The organism is Halomonas sp. AOP13-D3-9, from assembly GCF_052379125.1.
Taxonomy (GTDB): Bacteria; Pseudomonadota; Gammaproteobacteria; order Pseudomonadales; family Halomonadaceae; genus Vreelandella.
Window position 1 is genome coordinate 1 of the sequence record NZ_JBQSYH010000007.1, and the last position, 16,487, is coordinate 16,487.

A 16,487-nucleotide genomic window follows, 5' to 3' on the forward strand; every position below is an offset into this window, starting at 1 on the left:
GGTGGGGCAGTTCCGCTGCCAGCACCGCGTTGCTGCAGTACGAAATCGACACCCATATGACTGCGTTAGCCGAACGCTATGGTGAGGCCGACGCTGTGCGTGCTTACCGCGCTTGTGCCGAGGCTATTGGTGAGCTTGAGTCCTTGGCGGCAGGGCTGGGCAATGTGGATTTTGAACGTCAGCAAAGTCTTTACTATGCCAGTAACGAAGAGGATGTTGCGTCCCTCAAAGAGGAGTTGGCGCTGCGCCAAACACACGGGTTTGAAGCCGAATGGATGGAGCGCGAGGCTATTTTGGCCGAGTACGGCTTTGTGGCACCTGGCGCTATTCTTACTCGGCTAGCCGCCTCTGTTGACCCCTACCGCATGGCGTATCAGCTGTTTTCCAGGGTGGTTGAGCGGGGAGGGGAGGTATATGACCGCACACAAATGGAGACGATGGTGCCGGATGCTGAAGGTGTCACGCTCACGTTGGCTAATGGCGCCAAACTGCGTTGTCAGAACGTCGTTATGGCCGCAGGGTATGAGTCGCAAGCCTGGCTGCCAGAAAAGGTGGCCATCAACCGCAGTAGCTATGCGCTGATCACCGACCCGTTACCACCAGAGGCATTGGGTAAACTACGCCACACCATGGTATGGGAATCGGCGCGGCCTTACCTCTATATGCGCACTACCCGTGATGGACGACTCCTCGTGGGCGGCGACGATGATGACGAAGATATTCCCAAGCGCCGCGACGCGCGAGTAGAGGAGAAAGCGGAAGGGCTGGCAGCTAAAATAGAGGTGCTATGGCCTAAGCTCGATATCAATCCTACCTTCTCCTGGGGCGGCACCTTTGCTGAAACCGACGATGGCCTGCCGTTCTTCGGCCCTCATGAGGCCCAGGGCCCACGCGTTCATTTTGCCATGGCCTACGGCGGCAATGGGATCAGCTATAGCATGATTGGCGCCAAGCTGCTGCGAGCACTTATTGAGGGAAGAGAACACCCCTTGGCGGAGCTGTTTTCGTTTAGGCGCCTAGCAAAAATGACGTGAACAATGTCTATATGCGGGTTTGAAAACAGTAGCAAGCAAGTTTAAAACGCGTATTCTTAATGGATACTCATAGGGATAGCGGGCGATGGGCCACACACTATATTTACGTGCACTGGAGCGCAACGACCTGCGCTTTGTTCATGAGCTAAATAATAACCAAAGCATTATGTCGTACTGGTTTGAAGAGCCTTACGAGTCATTTGATGAGCTGGAGGAGCTGTATAACAAGCATATCCATGACAACGCCGAACGGCGCTTTGTCGCGGAAGATAGCCATGGAAATGCCATTGGTCTGGTAGAGCTGATTGAGATCGACTACATCCATCGCAGCGGCGAGTTTCAAATCATTATTACCCCGGAACATCAGGGGAAAGGATTTGCCCGCACGTTAATTCGACAAGCGCTGCATTACTCGTTCACCATTCTAAACCTGCACAAGGTATATCTCATTGTGGCGGTGGATAATGTCAAAGCGATTCACCTTTACGAGGAGAGTGGCTTTATAGAAGAGGGCCACTTGGTGCAGGAGTTCTTTATCAATGGCAAGTATCGCGATGTAAAGCGGATGTATATCTTGCAGGACACCTACCTAATGCAGCTGTCTGAACGGAGTGATGAAAGCGGCGAGTGGGCTTAAGCACGTATTGGTCTGCTTTTGGTTATTTGTTAACTAATCTTAATTCTCCTGCCAAGTCAGCACAGAAGCTAACTTGGCAGGAGTATCGGTGCTTTATATACTTACTGGAACGAAGCTTCTAGGCGCTCTGCACGGTCACCCGCGGCTGGGTGGCTGGAGAAGACGCTGCTGTTGTTGCCGTACTTGGCTTCCATTTTACGTAGAGCTGCAACTGAAGCCTCTGCATTCATGTCGTGGCGCTGCATTAGCTCAATGGCATAGTCATCAGCTGCACTCTCTTGGCTTTGAGAGAACTGAGCATTGATCAGTTTTTCGCCCAGGTCACCAAGCTCAGAGCTTGATAGTGCGGCGGCGGTAGTGCTGCCGCTGGCCGCAGCTGCCTCACGTGCAGCGGACGCCGCATAGGCAACCTGGAAAGCACGCTTAGAGTGTCCTAACGCGACGTGGCCGATCTCGTGGGCGATAACGTAACGCACTTCATCGTCGGTCATCTCATCCATCAGCCCGCTATGCAGTCGAATGGATCCGTTGGGTACCGCAAAAGCATTCATTTCTTCTATTCGATAAACGTTATAGTCAAGCGTATGGCCGTCGACTGTTTCCCAGCCTTGGGTTAACTTGGCCAAGCGTTTTGCATACTGGCTATCGTCTGCAACAAGGTGGTTCTGGGAATCAAGCTGGGCGATGGTTTGATCGCCTAGTTGTTGCATTTGCTGATCTGACATCGTGGCTGCGCCGGCTAAGCTGGAGCCCGCAGACATTAAGCCGCCGAGATCAGCGCCAGATTGACAGCCGCTAAGAGCGAGTGTCGCCGCTAAACCTAATGCATAAGATGTTTTGCGAACCAAAAAAGGTGTTTTCATCGTCCGTTCCTTCGTCAATGTGCGTGCATAACAAGAAGAGTCTGCACGTTGAGTATTGCGCCTTTATTAGCCGAATTAATATTAGACTATTTCTTTATAAGTAGTTATGCAAAAGTTATTGAGTAATCAGTGCCGTAACCATTGCATACGTTTTTGACCGCTTCACAAAGCTTATCGAACGAACTGTAGGCTGTTAACGGTAGCCACCGGTATTTGATTTCGCGCCAAAGGATTTCGATCAGGTTCAGCTCCGGCGAATACGGCGACAAATAGACCAGATGAATGCGATGTGCCATCCAATCAATAAGTTTGCGCTGGAATGCCTTGGAACGGTGCATTCTGGCATTATCCAGTATCACGACGGCGAAGGCGTGGGTCTTTATGTGCCGCAAACTGATCAAAGGCTTCTATAACGGTCTCAGTGGTCACTGACTCGGTGGTCATGTGGTGAAAAAACTCGTCTTTTCTGGTGAGAAAGCCCAGTACATTCAACCGTTTGCTGTGTGGGTAGGCCGTGACTTCCCAGGGCTTGCCTATCGGGCTCCATGCATAAGGAAGTGACGATGATTGCGAGAAACCGGCTTCATCAAAGAAATAGAGATCGCACTCACCCTCATCTTCCCACTCCTTCAATACATTGATCATCTCTTGCGTATGGCGGAAATCTGTTTCGTCACGCTGTGCCCTCAATGAGCGGCGTATCCGCTTACAGCTATAGCCTTTTTTTTAACGCGCGCCGCAACGTGTCCTGGCTGACGACGTTGCCTGTCTGCTCCTGAAACTTGGCATGGAGGACAGGCAATTGATGGGGATATTCTTCAACCAGTTGCTCTAACACAGCAAGATCACTCTCGCTGAGAAGGTGGGGGCGTCCTTCGCGAGGCTTGTCTTGAAGCCCTTCAATACCCTCTGCTTCCCATTGAGATAACCAAGTCGATACCGTATCGCGCCTGACCCCGATAATATCGCGAATCTGGTTAATCGTATGGCCCTTGTGGTTGAGCAGAATGGCGTGAGCCCGACGACGTAGCGCTCTCTTTTCGCCGTACTGGTAGGCTTCATTTAAGATACGTTGCTGGTCAGGTGTTAAAGAAACAAAACGTAAGCGCCGAGACATGGTTCCGTGTTTTACTCTGATGGATTTTTGTTCTTTATACGCGATAATTTATGCGCAGTCACTTATAACTCCATACCTACTCGTGTAAAAAACGATAGAGATCGACTAAGCCCATTGCAAGGTTACGCTAAGCGTTGTTGTTCAATCTGCACAAAGCGTAATTAATCGTATCCGTGGGCAGTATTAAAGAGATCTATCTTTACAAGTATAGAAGCTTGATAGAAAAGGTTTTCTTGTGCAGGCATCTTTTGTCAAGGATGGATGTGGTTTTTGAAGCATTGCAGTTAAAAAAGCGATGTGTAAAGCGTAGCTACAGCTTGGAGGTTGCTTATCTTAGCCAGTGATTGATGGCGGAGCTTGCCAGTTCACCGGTATACAACGGGCGTAAAAAACGCCTCGCTAAAACGAGGCGTTTTATGGTGATGAAATAGCGTACCGCATCCAGGCTTAACGCAGATAAGCTTTAATAGCGTCAAGTGCTGCGCGTTGCTGTATAGCACGCTGCGCCCATACTTCCATGACATCAACTGCCAACGTATGACCTTGGTAGGCTATTCGTTGCATGGCGTTCACTCCTTTTGCAGGGGGTGTGTTATGTGAAAGATATTGTTGTGTACAGCTGGTGTTGTGCAGAGCAGCAATTTAGCTGTGGTGAGATGTTAAGAGCTTTTTTTGTACGGGGCCAGTCCTAACGATGTAGGTGATTTGCCATTCTACGTAAGCTATGGCTTAAAAATCCTGATGTGGTGATATTAGGTATTTGAATGGAAAAGGTTTTCAACCACATAAAAAAGCCGGAAATTAATCCGGCTTCGGTGTTTAGCTTTGGATCTCAAGGGGAAGAAAGCACCTGAATTAGCCTAAATAGGCTTTCACTGCTTCGACTGCGGCACGATGCCATTGAGCATTCAAGTTCCAGAACTCTAGAACTTCATTATCGTATGCAGGGGGTGTTATCAGAAAAGTCATATGTGGTCCTCCTAGTGGGACTACATTATTAGTATAGCACTTTTTTGTTGCAGTGCAGCATTAAGTGGCGTTGCACCGCTGTCATGCGACAAAATAAACGAAGCTGGATAAAATGGTTTGCATAAGTATTTGCCACGAGAAGCCCTATGCGTCTGCGTATTTTGTCTGACCTGCACCTGGAATTTTTTGACGGAAACCGCGAGCTGCCTGAGGTGGATGCCGATGTCGTCGTTCTCGCGGGGGATATTCACCGCAAGTGCGAAGGTCTTGTCTGGGCGCGTTGCCGCTTTCCGGACACGCCGATTATCTATGTGCCCGGCAATCACGAGTTCTATGGCACCTGCATGCCGTTGCTGCGTGATGAGCTGGCGCTGGAAGCTGAGCGTCTTGATATTGAGCTTCTTGATAACCGTGCCATTACGCTTAATGGCACGCGGTTTTATGGCACAACACTGTGGACGGACTTTGCGCTCTATGCTAATGACCCGACCCAAAACCCTGCCCATACCGAATCAAAAGCATTGCGGTATATGCCCGATTTTAAGATTGTTCAAACTTCGCCTGGGGTAACGTTCACACCCCAGGCGAGTCAGCAGGTGCATGCTGACGCACGCACGTGGCTTGAAGAAGAGCTGTCTCAACCGTTTGATGGCCCAAAGGTGGTGGTGAGCCATCACGCACCCCTTCATGACTGCATTCCTGATCAATATTTAGGCGATGCGTTATCCCCCGCGTTTGCCTCTCATCTGCCGCAGTTAATGGGCAAGATGGATGTATGGGTGCATGGGCATGTCCACGAACCCGTGGATATTCTGCGCAACGGTACACGTATCATTGCTAACCCCGGTGGCTACCCCTATGAATTCAATCCGCCGTTATTTAAGCCGGATTGGCTGATTGAGATTTAAAAATATAAGTTTTCCAATAGATTAGCTATCGAGTTCGAACGTCTGTGGCTTCGTTGGAGAAAGGTCATGCCTGCTACTTTGGTTTAAATTTGACGGCTTTTGCTTGCGCCATTCTGACAAGATACCTATCGTCTTAGTTGTATGATGTATTACATAATATATTAGCCAGATCAGTAACCGATATTGTCGGCACGCTAAATGGCCAGCGCATTTATAAAGAGGGCTTAAGGTGACGTTTTCAAAGCAAGCAGTAATTAATGCCATCGGCGATGGCCTGCTATCGTTCCCGATTACGGATTTTGATAGCCAGGGCCATTTCGATGAAGCGAGCTATCGCAAGCGACTGGAGTGGTTTATTAGCCACGATATTTCAGCTGTTTTCGTTGCGGGTGGCACAGGTGAGTTTTTTAGTTTATCGCTGGAAGAGTACCGCGACATTGTTCGCGTGGCGGTGGAGGTGATCGACGGGCGCTTGCCGGTGATCGCCAGCGCGGGTTTAAGCGTGGAAACCGGCAAAGCCTTTGCAAAAGCGGCTGAAGAGGTGGGCGCCGATGGTATTCTGCTAATGCCGCCCTACCTGACCGAGTGCCCGCAGGATGGCTTGGTTGAGTACGCTCGCCAGATTTGTGATGCCACCTCTATCAACGTTATCTACTATAACCGCGGCAATGGTGTTTTGAGCGCGCCCTCTGTGCAGCGGTTGGCCGATCTTTGTCCGAATTTGGTGGGGCTAAAAGATGGTAAAGGCGATATTCAGGCGTTAAATAAAATCGTTAAAACTGTTGGTGATCGCCTGGTCTATATCGGAGGTGTGCCGACCGCTGAAATCTTTGCTGAAGCCTACGTCTCTATTGGGGTGAACACTTACTCTTCGGCCGTTTTCAACTTCGTGCCGGAAATGGCCGTCACATTTTATAAGGCGCTGCGCCAAGGCAATAAAGACGTTGTGAAACAGATTACCAACGACTTTTTTATTCCTTTCGTGGATATCAGGGATCGTAAGGCAGGTTACGCGGTGAGCTTAATTAAAGCAGGGGCCGATATCGTGGGCTACCCCGGTGGGAGTGTGCGGGCGCCTTTGTCCATGCCCAGTGAAGAAGAAATCACCAAGCTTAAACAATTGGTTGATATTGCGAAGTCTTTTTAAAAGCGTTAAAGGCGATCATAGAGGGCGGCGTTTGTTCGTCCTGGAGCGAGATATTACGCGCGGAAATGTTAGGTAAGACGCTCTGCGTGCTGAAGCCGTCTGTTGGAGAACTGTTATGCCAAGCAACGATACGCCCACGATAACCGAGATGCAGGTCATTCCCGTCGCTGGGCGCGATAGCATGCTACTCAATATCGGAGGGGCGCACTCGCCGTATTTTACCCGCAACCTGGTTATTCTCAAAGATAACCACGGTAATGTAGGGGTGGGTGAAGCCCCCGGTGGTGAGACGATTCAAACGTCTCTGGAGCAGTCACGAGAGATGGTGGTCGGTCAGTCGATCGGAAAAATGCGCTCCATGGTTGCGTCGTTGCACAATGCCGGACGGAGTGCCGATTTTGAAGATTTTGGTAAAGGCTCCTGGACATTTGAGCTGCGCATCAATGCGGTTGCCGCGCTTGAGGCTGCGTTACTAGATTTGATGGGGAAATTTCTGGGCGTGCCGGTGGCAGAGCTCCTGGGAAATGGCAAACTGCGTGATAGCGTTGACGTGCTGGGGTACTTGTTCTTTATCGGTGATGGGCACGCTACGCCGCTGGATTTCCGCCGTGGCACCGAGGGCTTGAATCACGATTGGTACCGTTTGCGTGACGAGGCGGCCATGACCCCGCAACACATCGTTGAGCTCGCTCAGGCGGCGCATGATCGATACGGCTTTAAAGACTTTAAGTTAAAAGGCGGGGCGCTGGCTGGCGAGCAAGAAATAGCGGCCGTCACGGCACTGCACAATGCGTTTCCAGATGCGCGCACGACCATTGATCCTAACGGCGCTTGGTCGCTCGAAGAGGCGATCCGGCTGTGCAAGGACCTCCATGGTGTGATTGCCTACGCAGAAGATCCTTGTGGGGCGGAACAAGGCTTTTCCGGTCGCGAGATTTTAGCTGAGTTTCGCCATGCCACAGGATTGCCTGTCGCCACCAACATGGTAGCCACCAACTGGCGGGAAATGGCTCACGCACTGATGCTGCGCTCGATCGATATTCCTCTGGCTGACCCGCATTTCTGGACACTTTCCGGTGCGGTACGCGTCTCCCAGCTTTGCCAGGATCATGGTATGACCTGGGGTTCCCACTCCAACAACCATTTCGATATTTCTTTGGCCATGTTCGCCCAGGTGGGTGCCGCCGCCGTGGGGCACACCACCGCGCTTGATACCCACTGGATATGGCAGGAAGGCGACGCTCGCCTGACTCACAACCCTCCGGAGATTGCGGGTGGCAAGGTAGCCGTCACCGATGCGCCCGGGCTGGGGGTAGAGATCGACATGAAGGCCATTGAGGAGGCTAATAAGCTCTATCGTTCACTGCCTGCTGGTGCTCGGGATGATGCGATGGCAATGCAGTATTTGATAGATGACTGGAAGTTTGATCCGAAAAAGCCAGCGTTGGTGCGCTGAGTGAATACCCTAAATGTGACAAAGAAGGACATTACAATGAAAAAATTAGTACTCAATTTATCTGTTGCGACAGCGATGATGGCCAGTGCCGGTGCATTTGCCGAATATCCTGAGAAAAACATCGATATGATCGTGCCCTTCTCTGCCGGCGGTGGTAACGATACCTTCGTTCGCGCACTACAGCCGCTACTGGAAGAAAAACTCGATACCAACTTGGTCATCCGCAATATCTCGGGCGGTGGCGGGGCCGTGGGGCTGACGCGTGCGCAAGCCTCTGATGCGGATGGCTATACCTTAGCTGCCGCCAGTAACGCATTGCTGACCCTAGAGGCGCTTGGCAACGTTGCTTTTACGCATGAGGATTTTGATTTTATCGCTAAAATCCTTGAAGAGCCTTATGTCATTGCCGTCGGTGCAGACAGCGAATACGCAGACCTGGGTGCGATGGTCGAAGATGCAAAGCAAGGCTCCTCGGTGGAAGTGGGTGTTTCGGGGGTAGGGTCATCCGCTCACATTGCGGCGGTGGCGTTTGCTGATACCGCTGAAGTCGATTTTAACTTCATTCCCTACCCTGGCGGCTCTGAGACTATCGCCGCTGCTATGGGGGGGCACGTGGATGCTGTGGTGCTAGGTGGGGCAGAACTTCGCTCGGCGCTGGAGTCAGGTCGTTTGAAAGCCCTTGGTATGTCCTACAGTGAGCGTAGCGAGTCGTTGCCCGATGTCCCGACTTTCCAAGAGGAAGGCTACGATCTGTCTCTAACAGTATGGCGCGGTATCGCGGGACCTGATGGCCTTCCTGACGAGGCCAAGGAGAAGTGGGTTAACGCCATCAAAGAAATTGTAGAAGAAGGGACTTTCGAAGAGACAGCCTCGAACCTGGGCTTGGATATTGTTCCGCTGTATGGGGATGAACTAGTGGCGTTTATTGCCGAATCGGCGAAAGTAATGAAAGAAAGTGCTGGCGACTTAGCGGCTGAATAAAATAAGGAGTTAGTGACTGATGGCAAAGGATATAGGTAAACCGATCTTTGATCTGTTTCTTGTGGTGGCATCGGCAATTGGGTTTTATATGGCCACTACGCTGCCAGCAGTCAGCATGGCGGGGGGACTTTCCCCCGCTTCTTTTCCAAAACTGATTTCTGGCTTGATTTTTGTGTGTGCCGTGCCCTGCTTGATACGTGATTGTTCCGAATGGTTCGGAGCAAGAGTGGATAGAGAAGTAGACAAAACTCGTAATGCTATGTCTTCCAAGAAAGGCATGATGCAGTGGCTGATCATTGTGGCTTTGATTATTGTTTATATCAATTTGTTCGAGCGGCTTGGGTATATCGTAAGCACAGCGCTATTTTGTTTCTTTAATGTTGTTTGCCTTGTTGTAGCTAGCGGTGAATTCCAGAAATTAAGCAATAGCCGTAAACTGCGAAACTTGGCAGCGTATACAATTTTCTCGGTCGCATTGTCATTGGTTATTTATTATGTATTTACCGAGCTATTCAATATCCCGCTACCGGATTGATGAAGGAGAAGTGAGATGCTGATGGGATATATGGAAGGTTTGGGATTAGTCTTTCAGTTCGGAACATTACTGGCAATAGCCGGGGGAACCTTTCTTGGGATCATCATGGGGGTACTGCCTGGCTTAACATCGGCGATGGCGATAGCGCTATTGTTGCCGGTAACGTTTGGAATGCCGCCAGTGATGGGTATCGGTATGCTGCTAGGCACCCTGTGTGGTGCTGGCGCCAGTGGCTCGATACCGGCCATATTGTTGAATATTCCAGGGACGCCATCCTCGGTCGCGACTACTTTCGATGGCTTTCCAATGGCTCAAAAGGGCGAAGCGGGGAGAGCCCTGGGGCTGGCAATTGTTGCCTCTTTCTTTGGCGGTGTGGCGAGCATGGTGGTGCTGAGCCTTCTTGCTCCGCCTATCGCTGAGTTTGCGTTGCGTTTTGGGGCGGCAGAGTACTTTTCCCTAAGTATTTTCGGGTTGGTAATCATTGCTTCCGTGGCGGGGAAATCCCTACTGAAGGGGTTGATTGCAGGCCTTATAGGCTTCTTTTGTTCTACCATCGGTACCGACCCCATAGCGGGGGTGGATCGTTTTACCTTTGGGCAACTTTCCCTATTGACCGGGATAAACCTCTTGCCGGCGCTGATTGGGTTGTTCGCAGTCTCGCAGGTACTTAAGGACGCTTTCGATTATGATCCGTCCAATAAACTCCAAAATAGTCCCCACAAAGTCGATATCGCGCGACCCCGGTTTCTTGAGACGTTGCGCAATTGGCGTGCGCTTCTTGTCGGCATCGTATCTGGTTCTGTCGTGGGACCTGTGCCTGGTGCGGGGGGCAGTATCGCCTCGCTGGTAGCTTATGACCAAGCGCGTCGTTTTTCTAAAACACCTGAGAAATTTGGCAAAGGGCATAGTGCCGGCATTGTCTCGGTTGAGAGTGCGAATAATGCGCTGTTAGGGGGGGCGTTAATTCCTACGCTTGCTCTAGGTATCCCAGGTGAAGCTGCGACTGCGGTTCTCTTGGGTGGTTTGATGATTCAAGGCGTCACACCGGGACCGATGTTATTTGAAAACCAGAGCGGCATCATATACGGGATCTTTCTAGCGTATTTAGTCGCCAATTTCTTCATGCTTATCATTATGTGTTTAGGTATTAAACTATTTGTCCGCGTACTGCTGGTGCCCAGGAAGCAGTTGCTTTCGGCTATCATCGTTTTCTGTTTTATCGGGGTGTACGGTGTTGATGGGGATGTGTTTAATCTCTACATAATGTTGGCATTTGGGTTGCTTGGCTACTTTCTCAATCGCTATGGGTTTGGGACAGCTCCCGTTATTCTAGGTCTAATACTGGGGCCTATAGCTGAATCAAACCTGAGACGTGGCTTGCAAGTATTCGGAGGCGATTGGTCACCGTTTTTCACACGCCCCATTAGCGTTACCTTTTTAGTTATCGCCTTTGGGCTTCTGTCGTTGACACTTTGGCAGAACTATCGATCACGTCAGAAAGAGGCGAGCTCTGCCACTACCTGAAACCCATGGGCCGCCATGTGAGGCGGCTAGGGTATTGAAGCCCACTCAAGGGAGTGGGCTTTCTTATTATGGGAGTAAGTGATGGCTAACATTGATTTTGAGACGTTGCGCAATACGATTGAAAAGTCACTCTTGAAGGCGGGCCTAAAGCCTGCTGATGCTGAGATCTGCGCGCGAATTCATGCTGAAAGCACCCGCGACGGCGTACATTCGCATGGCATTGGGCGGGTTCCGCGTTTTATTGAGTACGTCGGGAAAGGCTGGATCGATGTCGACGCTAAGCCAAGCCTTGTTCAGCGGCTGGGGGCGATTGAGGTGCTGGATGGAGGGTTTGGCATAGGCGTGGTCAATGCACTCCATGCGACAGAACGGGCCATTGTATTGGCACGTGAACACGGTATGGGGCTGGTGGCGTTACGCGACACCACTCACTGGATGCGCGGCGGAAGCTATGGTTGGCATGCGGTTGAGCAGGGGTTCGCGACGATTATGTGGACCAATACCGAGTCTTGTATGCCCGCCTGGGGCGGAGCTTCCCAGTCGATCGGTAATAACCCACTGGTGATGGCTGTACCACATAGTACCGGGCCTCTGGTGCTTGATATGGCGATGTCGCAGTTCTCCTACGGCAAGCTGCAGACGACTCAGTTGAAAGGTGAACAACTACCCGTCGATGGCGGTTTTGATAAACGTGGAGCGTTGAGCCGTGATCCTGCGGCGATCGCTGAGACGCGCCGCTTGCTGCCGACCGGTTATTGGAAAGGCTCTGGGTTGGCGATTCTATTAGATGCGTTGGCGGCGCTGCTTGCTCAAGGACGTCCTAGCCATACCATAGATAGGGTTCAGCGCGGCAGTGGCGGCGGTTGCAGTCAGGTGTTTATGGTCTTTGACCCTGAACAACTCGGTGGTCGAGAAGCCTGCGATAGCATTGTCGAAGGTATCCAGACGCATCTGGCCGCTAGCACTCCAGCCGAGCCGGGTCGTAAAGTGCGCTGGCCAGGTGAGTCGACTTCACGTCAGCGATATGGTGATGGGGATATTGTTATCGATGACACGCTATGGCGTTCAGTCTGCGAGCTCGCAGGTGAGCCGTAAAAAAGGCTTTTTGTATCGGTAGAAGAGGTGGAGGCGCTGAAGTATTGACCTTAACAACGCTTGGTGGAACTTATAAGACCTAGGTTGTACGATATAATACAACTAGTGGATTAACGAAGGATAGCTTTCATGGCTAAACCCAGCGCAACGGCAACTGCCCTAAAACCGCTTAAAGTAACTAAAGTGACGCAGCAGGGAAGCTTGTCCGTGCATGTGGCCGACCAACTGGAAGCGTTGATCACCCAGGGTAAAGTCGCGGTAGGAGAGAAGCTACCTACAGAGAACAGCCTGTGTGACTCCTTTGGCGTTAGCCGCACTGTGATCCGTGAAGCGATTACCCATCTTAAGTCTCTGGGGCTGGTGGAAACCCGGCGAGGCGTAGGCACATCAGTGCTGCGCTCTTCCACAGTAGAGGCGCGTCCTGCAGAACGCATTAACCCCACTACTGTGGAAGATATCTTGCACCTGCTAGAACTGCGGCTAACCTTAGAGCCAGCGGCGGCGGAACTGGCCGCCTTACGCCACGACGATGAAGATCGTCAGCGGCTGGAGGCGCAGCACCTTGCCTTTAGTAATGCCTATACTGCAAAAACCCAAGCCCGTGAAGAGGATTATCTGTTTCACTTTGCGATTGCCACGGCGACCAAAAATCCCTTTTTCCAATCTTTTTATAAGCAGTGGAGTCAGAGCGTGATTCCCCGCGCCAAACTGCTGAGTATTGATATTAACCCGATCTCCTCCGAGCGCTATTTAGAGCGAGTTCAGGAAGAGCATAGCTATATTCTTGAAGCTATTCTTTCCCGCGATGCGCAGGCTGCCCGCGAAACAATGTTTCAGCACCTTAACCGGGCGCGCAACACCTACGCCCAATATCGTGGACAGAAGTAACGCGCGCAGTAGCAATGCGACACGGGCGACCAGTGATATCACTGACCATTTAAGGAGCGACGTATGACAATGCGAGGCGAAATGCTGATTGGTCAACAATCAGTGACAGGTACCCAAGCCAACATTCAAGCAGTTAACCCGGCTACCGGTGAAAAGCTTGAACCTATCTATGTCGGCGGCAGTCGTGCACACGTTGAGCAGGCTTGCGAGCTGGCTGAAGCGGCCTATGCTACCTATCGCGAAACGTCCCTCGAAGAGCGGGCGACCTTTTTAGAAACCATTGCCAGTGAAATTGAAGCGATTGGTAGTGAGCTGATTGAGCGCGCCATGGCTGAAACGGGCCTGCCCCAGGCACGCATCGAGGGTGAGCGAGGCAGAACCTGCGGGCAGCTGCGGTTGTTCGCTTCAGTAGTGCGTGCCGGTGAGTGGCTTGATGTACGCATCGACCCGGCCATGCCTGATCGCCAGCCGCTACCGCGTGCCGATCTGCGCCAGCGTCATATCGCCCTGGGGCCTGTGGCTGTTTTTGGTGCCAGCAACTTCCCGCTGGCATTTTCGGTAGCGGGTGGTGATACCGCTTCAGCCCTGGCGGCTGGCTGTCCGGTAGTGGTGAAAGGTCACTCTGCGCACCCAGGCACCTCTGAACTGGTGGGCCAAGCGATTCAAAAAGCTGTAAAAGCCTGCAATTTACCAGAAGGCGTGTTCTCGCTGCTATTTGGTGCCGGTAACGAAATTGGCCAGGCGCTGGTAGATGATCCGCGCATTCAAGCCGTTGGTTTCACCGGTTCACGCAGCGGTGGGACGGCGTTGATGAAAACCGCTCAAGCACGCCCCCAACCCATCCCGGTCTACGCTGAGATGAGCAGCATTAACCCCGTCTTCTTGCTACCGGCAGCCCTTAAAGCACGTGGTAAAGAGCTCGGTGAAGCCTTTGTCGGTTCGCTCAATATGGGCGCGGGCCAGTTCTGCACCAATCCCGGTCTGGTGATTGCGGTAAAAGGCCCTGAGCTGGATGCCTTTATTGAAGCGGCACGCGGTGCGGTGGAAGCCAGCGGCGCACAGACCATGCTAACGCCAGGCATTCATCGTGCCTATCAAGAGGGCGTTTCCAGCCTGAGCGGTGCTGATAAGGTGCGTGAAATTGCCCGTGGTCAAACCGGCAGTGACTATCAGTGCCAAACGGGCCTATTTGCTGCAGCAGCGAGCGATTTCCTCGCTTCAGAAGCGCTGCAAGCGGAAGTGTTCGGCGCTACCTCGCTGGTGGTTGAGTGCGAAGATGCGGCGGATGTAAAACGTGTTGCTGAGCAGCTAGAAGGCCAGCTCACCGTCACACTGCATATGGACGACGCCGATTTGGATGCCGCTAAAGCGCTGCTGCCCACCCTAGAGCGTAAAGCCGGGCGTATTCTCGCCAATGGTTGGCCCACGGGTGTCGAGGTTTGCCACGCTATGGTGCACGGCGGCCCGTTCCCGGCCACCTCTGATTCGCGTACGACCTCTGTCGGTTCGGCGGCCATTCACCGCTTCCTACGGCCGGTTTGTTACCAGTCGCTACCGGAAGGCTTGCTACCCGAGGCGCTTAAAGAGGGCAACCCGCTGAAGGTGTCGCGGTTAGTTGACGGTAAACGTGAGCTGTAGCAATAGCGTTGGGCCAATAACTGTTGTCTCCCTCAAGCGGCCTTCGGGCCGCTTTTTCTTTGCATTGCTTGGGGGCGTTTTGAAAACTGACTAGAATTAGACCGTGGTGCGCTGTTTCATCGAACTAATACAACACGACGGGCCAGGGCCTTTGCTCGCGTGTGTAAAAAAACGAACTGGAGAGTATTCCCATGGAGACCCTCGATTTACTAATTGCCCCGCTGCGCGATGGTCTCTATGCCATCATGATGCCGGTCAGTAACTTTATCTGGAGCTATATTCTTGTCTATCTACTGCTAGGCGCTGGTCTGCTGTTTACCATTATGACGCGAGGTATGCAGTTCCGCCTGTTCAGGCATATGGCCTATGTGACGTTCAGCGCACGCGGTGCTGGGGATGGCATTAGCGGCTTTCAGGCGTTTGCCACCTCCATGGCGGCAAGGGTCGGCACCGGGAATCTAGCCGGGGTGGCTCTGGCGCTCTGGGTGGGTGGGCCTGGGGCTATTTTCTGGATGTGGGTCACTGCGCTGCTTGGTTTCGCCACGGCGTTTATCGAATCAACCCTGGCCCAGATCTATAAGCATCGCAATGAGGATGGCGTATTTCGCGGCGGGCCAGCCTACTATATCGAACGCTGCCTGGGGTGGCGCTGGCTCGGTGGGCTGTTCGCGGTGTTTTTGATTATTGCGTATGGCTTAGCGTTTAACGCCGCGCAGTCGAATACCATTGCGCAAGGCATGAATGGCGCCTTTGGCATTCCTAATTGGCTCACCGGGGTGGTGATTGCCATTTTGGCAGGCTTGGTGATTTATGGCGGCCTCAAGTCAGTGGCGCGTACTGCCGAGAAAATTGTCCCCGCGATGGCGATTGCGTATTTGCTAGTGGCGTTATGGATCCTGGTAACCAATCTTTCTGCCGTGCCCGATATGCTCTCGCTGATTGTGATGAGCGCCTTCGGGCTTGGCCCCGCGGTGGGTGGCGCTGCGGGTTACGCCATTAAAGCGGCGATGGAAAATGGCGTTAAGCGCGGCCTGTTCTCTAATGAAGCGGGCATGGGTTCCACCCCTAATGCGGCGGCTCAGGCAACCGTGAAGCACCCGGCCGCCCAGGGGCTGGTGCAATCTTTTGGGGTGTTCGTTGATACCATCGTGATCTGTAGCTGTACGGCGGTGGTGATTCTGCTTTCCGGGGTGTATGAGCGGCTGATGTCGGAATCGCCGGGAGACAGCATCGAAGGTATTCAGCTCACCCAGGATGCCATGGTCGACCACTTAGGTGGTTTTGGGGAGATATTTATCGCCCTGGCAATTCTGTTTTTTGCGTTTACCTCCATTTTGGCCAACTTCTCGTTCTCGTCGGTGAATATCGAATTCCTGTTCCGCCGCCACGCCAAGAAAGCGGTCAGCGTGTTCAAGGTGATTATTATCGCCATGGTGCTGTTAGGTTCCGTCGCGGAGCTAAGCGTGGTCTGGGACTTTGCCGACTTGGCTATGGGGCTAATGGCGACCACTAACTTATTTGCCATTCTGATCATGGGGCCGATTGCCGTCGCCGTGCTGAAAGATTATGAGCGTCAGCGCCGCGAAGGTATTCATGAGCCGATATTTGACCCTGCCATTCTTAAGCGCCCTGAGCAGGTGGATGCGGATGTATGGCCAGTGAAGGAAGCCAAAGAGAAAGAAGCAAAATAAAGCT

13 protein-coding genes and 1 pseudogene are annotated in these 16,487 nt (G+C 52.3%); 12 read left to right on the forward strand and 2 right to left on the reverse strand.

Going from position 1 to position 16,487, the window contains the following annotated elements; all coding sequences use genetic code 11:
* The coding region (locus ACT3UM_RS09025) for an NAD(P)/FAD-dependent oxidoreductase (protein WP_498898038.1) at positions 1–1,034 on the forward strand (1,034 nt) is incomplete at its 5' end.
* 85 nt (positions 1,035–1,119) lie between these two features.
* Positions 1,120–1,671: a spermidine N1-acetyltransferase gene (gene speG, locus ACT3UM_RS09030; protein ID WP_498898040.1), complete on the forward strand. Its 552-nt coding sequence runs from the start codon at positions 1,120–1,122 to the stop codon at positions 1,669–1,671.
* Positions 1,672–1,772: 101 nt separating this feature from the next.
* Here speG and ACT3UM_RS09035 read toward each other — a convergent pair whose 3' ends face one another.
* Together ACT3UM_RS09035 and ACT3UM_RS09040 are read right to left on the reverse strand one after the other, a co-directional pair.
* Positions 1,773–2,534: a M48 family metalloprotease gene (locus ACT3UM_RS09035; RefSeq protein WP_498898042.1), complete on the reverse strand. Its 762-nt coding sequence runs from the start codon at positions 2,532–2,534 to the stop codon at positions 1,773–1,775.
* A gap of 104 nt (positions 2,535–2,638) precedes the next feature.
* A pseudogene (locus ACT3UM_RS09040) lies at positions 2,639–3,651 on the reverse strand (IS630 family transposase).
* A 1,115-nt stretch (positions 3,652–4,766) separates the two neighbouring features.
* Between ACT3UM_RS09040 and ACT3UM_RS09045 the strand changes: the two are divergent.
* From ACT3UM_RS09045 to ACT3UM_RS09090, 10 genes are all read left to right on the forward strand, one after another.
* Complete coding sequence (locus ACT3UM_RS09045; RefSeq protein ID WP_498898044.1) at positions 4,767–5,528, forward strand: metallophosphoesterase; 762 nt, start codon at positions 4,767–4,769, stop codon at positions 5,526–5,528.
* Between the two features lie 229 nt (positions 5,529–5,757).
* Positions 5,758–6,675, forward strand: coding sequence for a 5-dehydro-4-deoxyglucarate dehydratase (gene kdgD, locus ACT3UM_RS09050; protein WP_498898046.1), 918 nt, complete (start codon positions 5,758–5,760; stop codon positions 6,673–6,675).
* Between the two features lie 115 nt (positions 6,676–6,790).
* Positions 6,791–8,131: an enolase C-terminal domain-like protein gene (locus ACT3UM_RS09055; protein ID WP_498898048.1), complete on the forward strand. Its 1,341-nt coding sequence runs from the start codon at positions 6,791–6,793 to the stop codon at positions 8,129–8,131.
* 36 nt (positions 8,132–8,167) lie between these two features.
* Positions 8,168–9,112, forward strand: a complete 945-nt coding sequence (locus ACT3UM_RS09060) for a tripartite tricarboxylate transporter substrate binding protein (protein WP_498898050.1) — start codon at positions 8,168–8,170, stop codon at positions 9,110–9,112.
* A 19-nt stretch (positions 9,113–9,131) separates the two neighbouring features.
* The gene (locus tag ACT3UM_RS09065) at positions 9,132–9,647 is read left to right on the forward strand and encodes a tripartite tricarboxylate transporter TctB family protein (RefSeq protein WP_498898052.1); all 516 of its coding nucleotides are present in this window, start codon (positions 9,132–9,134) and stop codon (positions 9,645–9,647) included.
* A gap of 15 nt (positions 9,648–9,662) precedes the next feature.
* The gene (locus ACT3UM_RS09070; protein ID WP_498898054.1) at positions 9,663–11,171 is read left to right on the forward strand and encodes a tripartite tricarboxylate transporter permease; all 1,509 of its coding nucleotides are present in this window, start codon (positions 9,663–9,665) and stop codon (positions 11,169–11,171) included.
* Positions 11,172–11,252: 81 nt separating this feature from the next.
* Positions 11,253–12,266, forward strand: coding sequence for a 3-dehydro-L-gulonate 2-dehydrogenase (gene yiaK, locus ACT3UM_RS09075; protein ID WP_498898056.1), 1,014 nt, complete (start codon positions 11,253–11,255; stop codon positions 12,264–12,266).
* Between the two features lie 129 nt (positions 12,267–12,395).
* The gene (locus ACT3UM_RS09080) at positions 12,396–13,154 is read left to right on the forward strand and encodes a FadR/GntR family transcriptional regulator (RefSeq protein ID WP_498898058.1); all 759 of its coding nucleotides are present in this window, start codon (positions 12,396–12,398) and stop codon (positions 13,152–13,154) included.
* 63 nt (positions 13,155–13,217) lie between these two features.
* On the forward strand, positions 13,218–14,792 hold the full coding sequence (locus ACT3UM_RS09085; protein ID WP_498898060.1) for an aldehyde dehydrogenase (NADP(+)): 1,575 nt from the start codon (positions 13,218–13,220) through the stop codon (positions 14,790–14,792).
* 191 nt (positions 14,793–14,983) lie between these two features.
* Positions 14,984–16,483: an alanine/glycine:cation symporter family protein gene (locus tag ACT3UM_RS09090; RefSeq protein WP_498898062.1), complete on the forward strand. Its 1,500-nt coding sequence runs from the start codon at positions 14,984–14,986 to the stop codon at positions 16,481–16,483.
* Positions 16,484–16,487: the final 4 nt, after the last annotated feature.

Coding starts and splice junctions, on each gene's coding strand:
- speG (WP_498898040.1), top strand. CDS start 1,120: ATGGGCCACACACTATATTTACGTGCACTGGAGCGCAACGACCTGCGC.
- ACT3UM_RS09035 (WP_498898042.1), bottom strand. CDS start 2,534: ATGAAAACACCTTTTTTGGTTCGCAAAACATCTTATGCATTAGGTTTA.
- ACT3UM_RS09045 (WP_498898044.1), top strand. CDS start 4,767: ATGCGTCTGCGTATTTTGTCTGACCTGCACCTGGAATTTTTTGACGGA.
- ACT3UM_RS09055 (WP_498898048.1), top strand. CDS start 6,791: ATGCCAAGCAACGATACGCCCACGATAACCGAGATGCAGGTCATTCCC.
- ACT3UM_RS09060 (WP_498898050.1), top strand. CDS start 8,168: ATGAAAAAATTAGTACTCAATTTATCTGTTGCGACAGCGATGATGGCC.
- ACT3UM_RS09065 (WP_498898052.1), top strand. CDS start 9,132: ATGGCAAAGGATATAGGTAAACCGATCTTTGATCTGTTTCTTGTGGTG.
- ACT3UM_RS09070 (WP_498898054.1), top strand. CDS start 9,663: ATGCTGATGGGATATATGGAAGGTTTGGGATTAGTCTTTCAGTTCGGA.
- yiaK (WP_498898056.1), top strand. CDS start 11,253: ATGGCTAACATTGATTTTGAGACGTTGCGCAATACGATTGAAAAGTCA.
- ACT3UM_RS09080 (WP_498898058.1), top strand. CDS start 12,396: ATGGCTAAACCCAGCGCAACGGCAACTGCCCTAAAACCGCTTAAAGTA.
- ACT3UM_RS09085 (WP_498898060.1), top strand. CDS start 13,218: ATGACAATGCGAGGCGAAATGCTGATTGGTCAACAATCAGTGACAGGT.
- ACT3UM_RS09090 (WP_498898062.1), top strand. CDS start 14,984: ATGGAGACCCTCGATTTACTAATTGCCCCGCTGCGCGATGGTCTCTAT.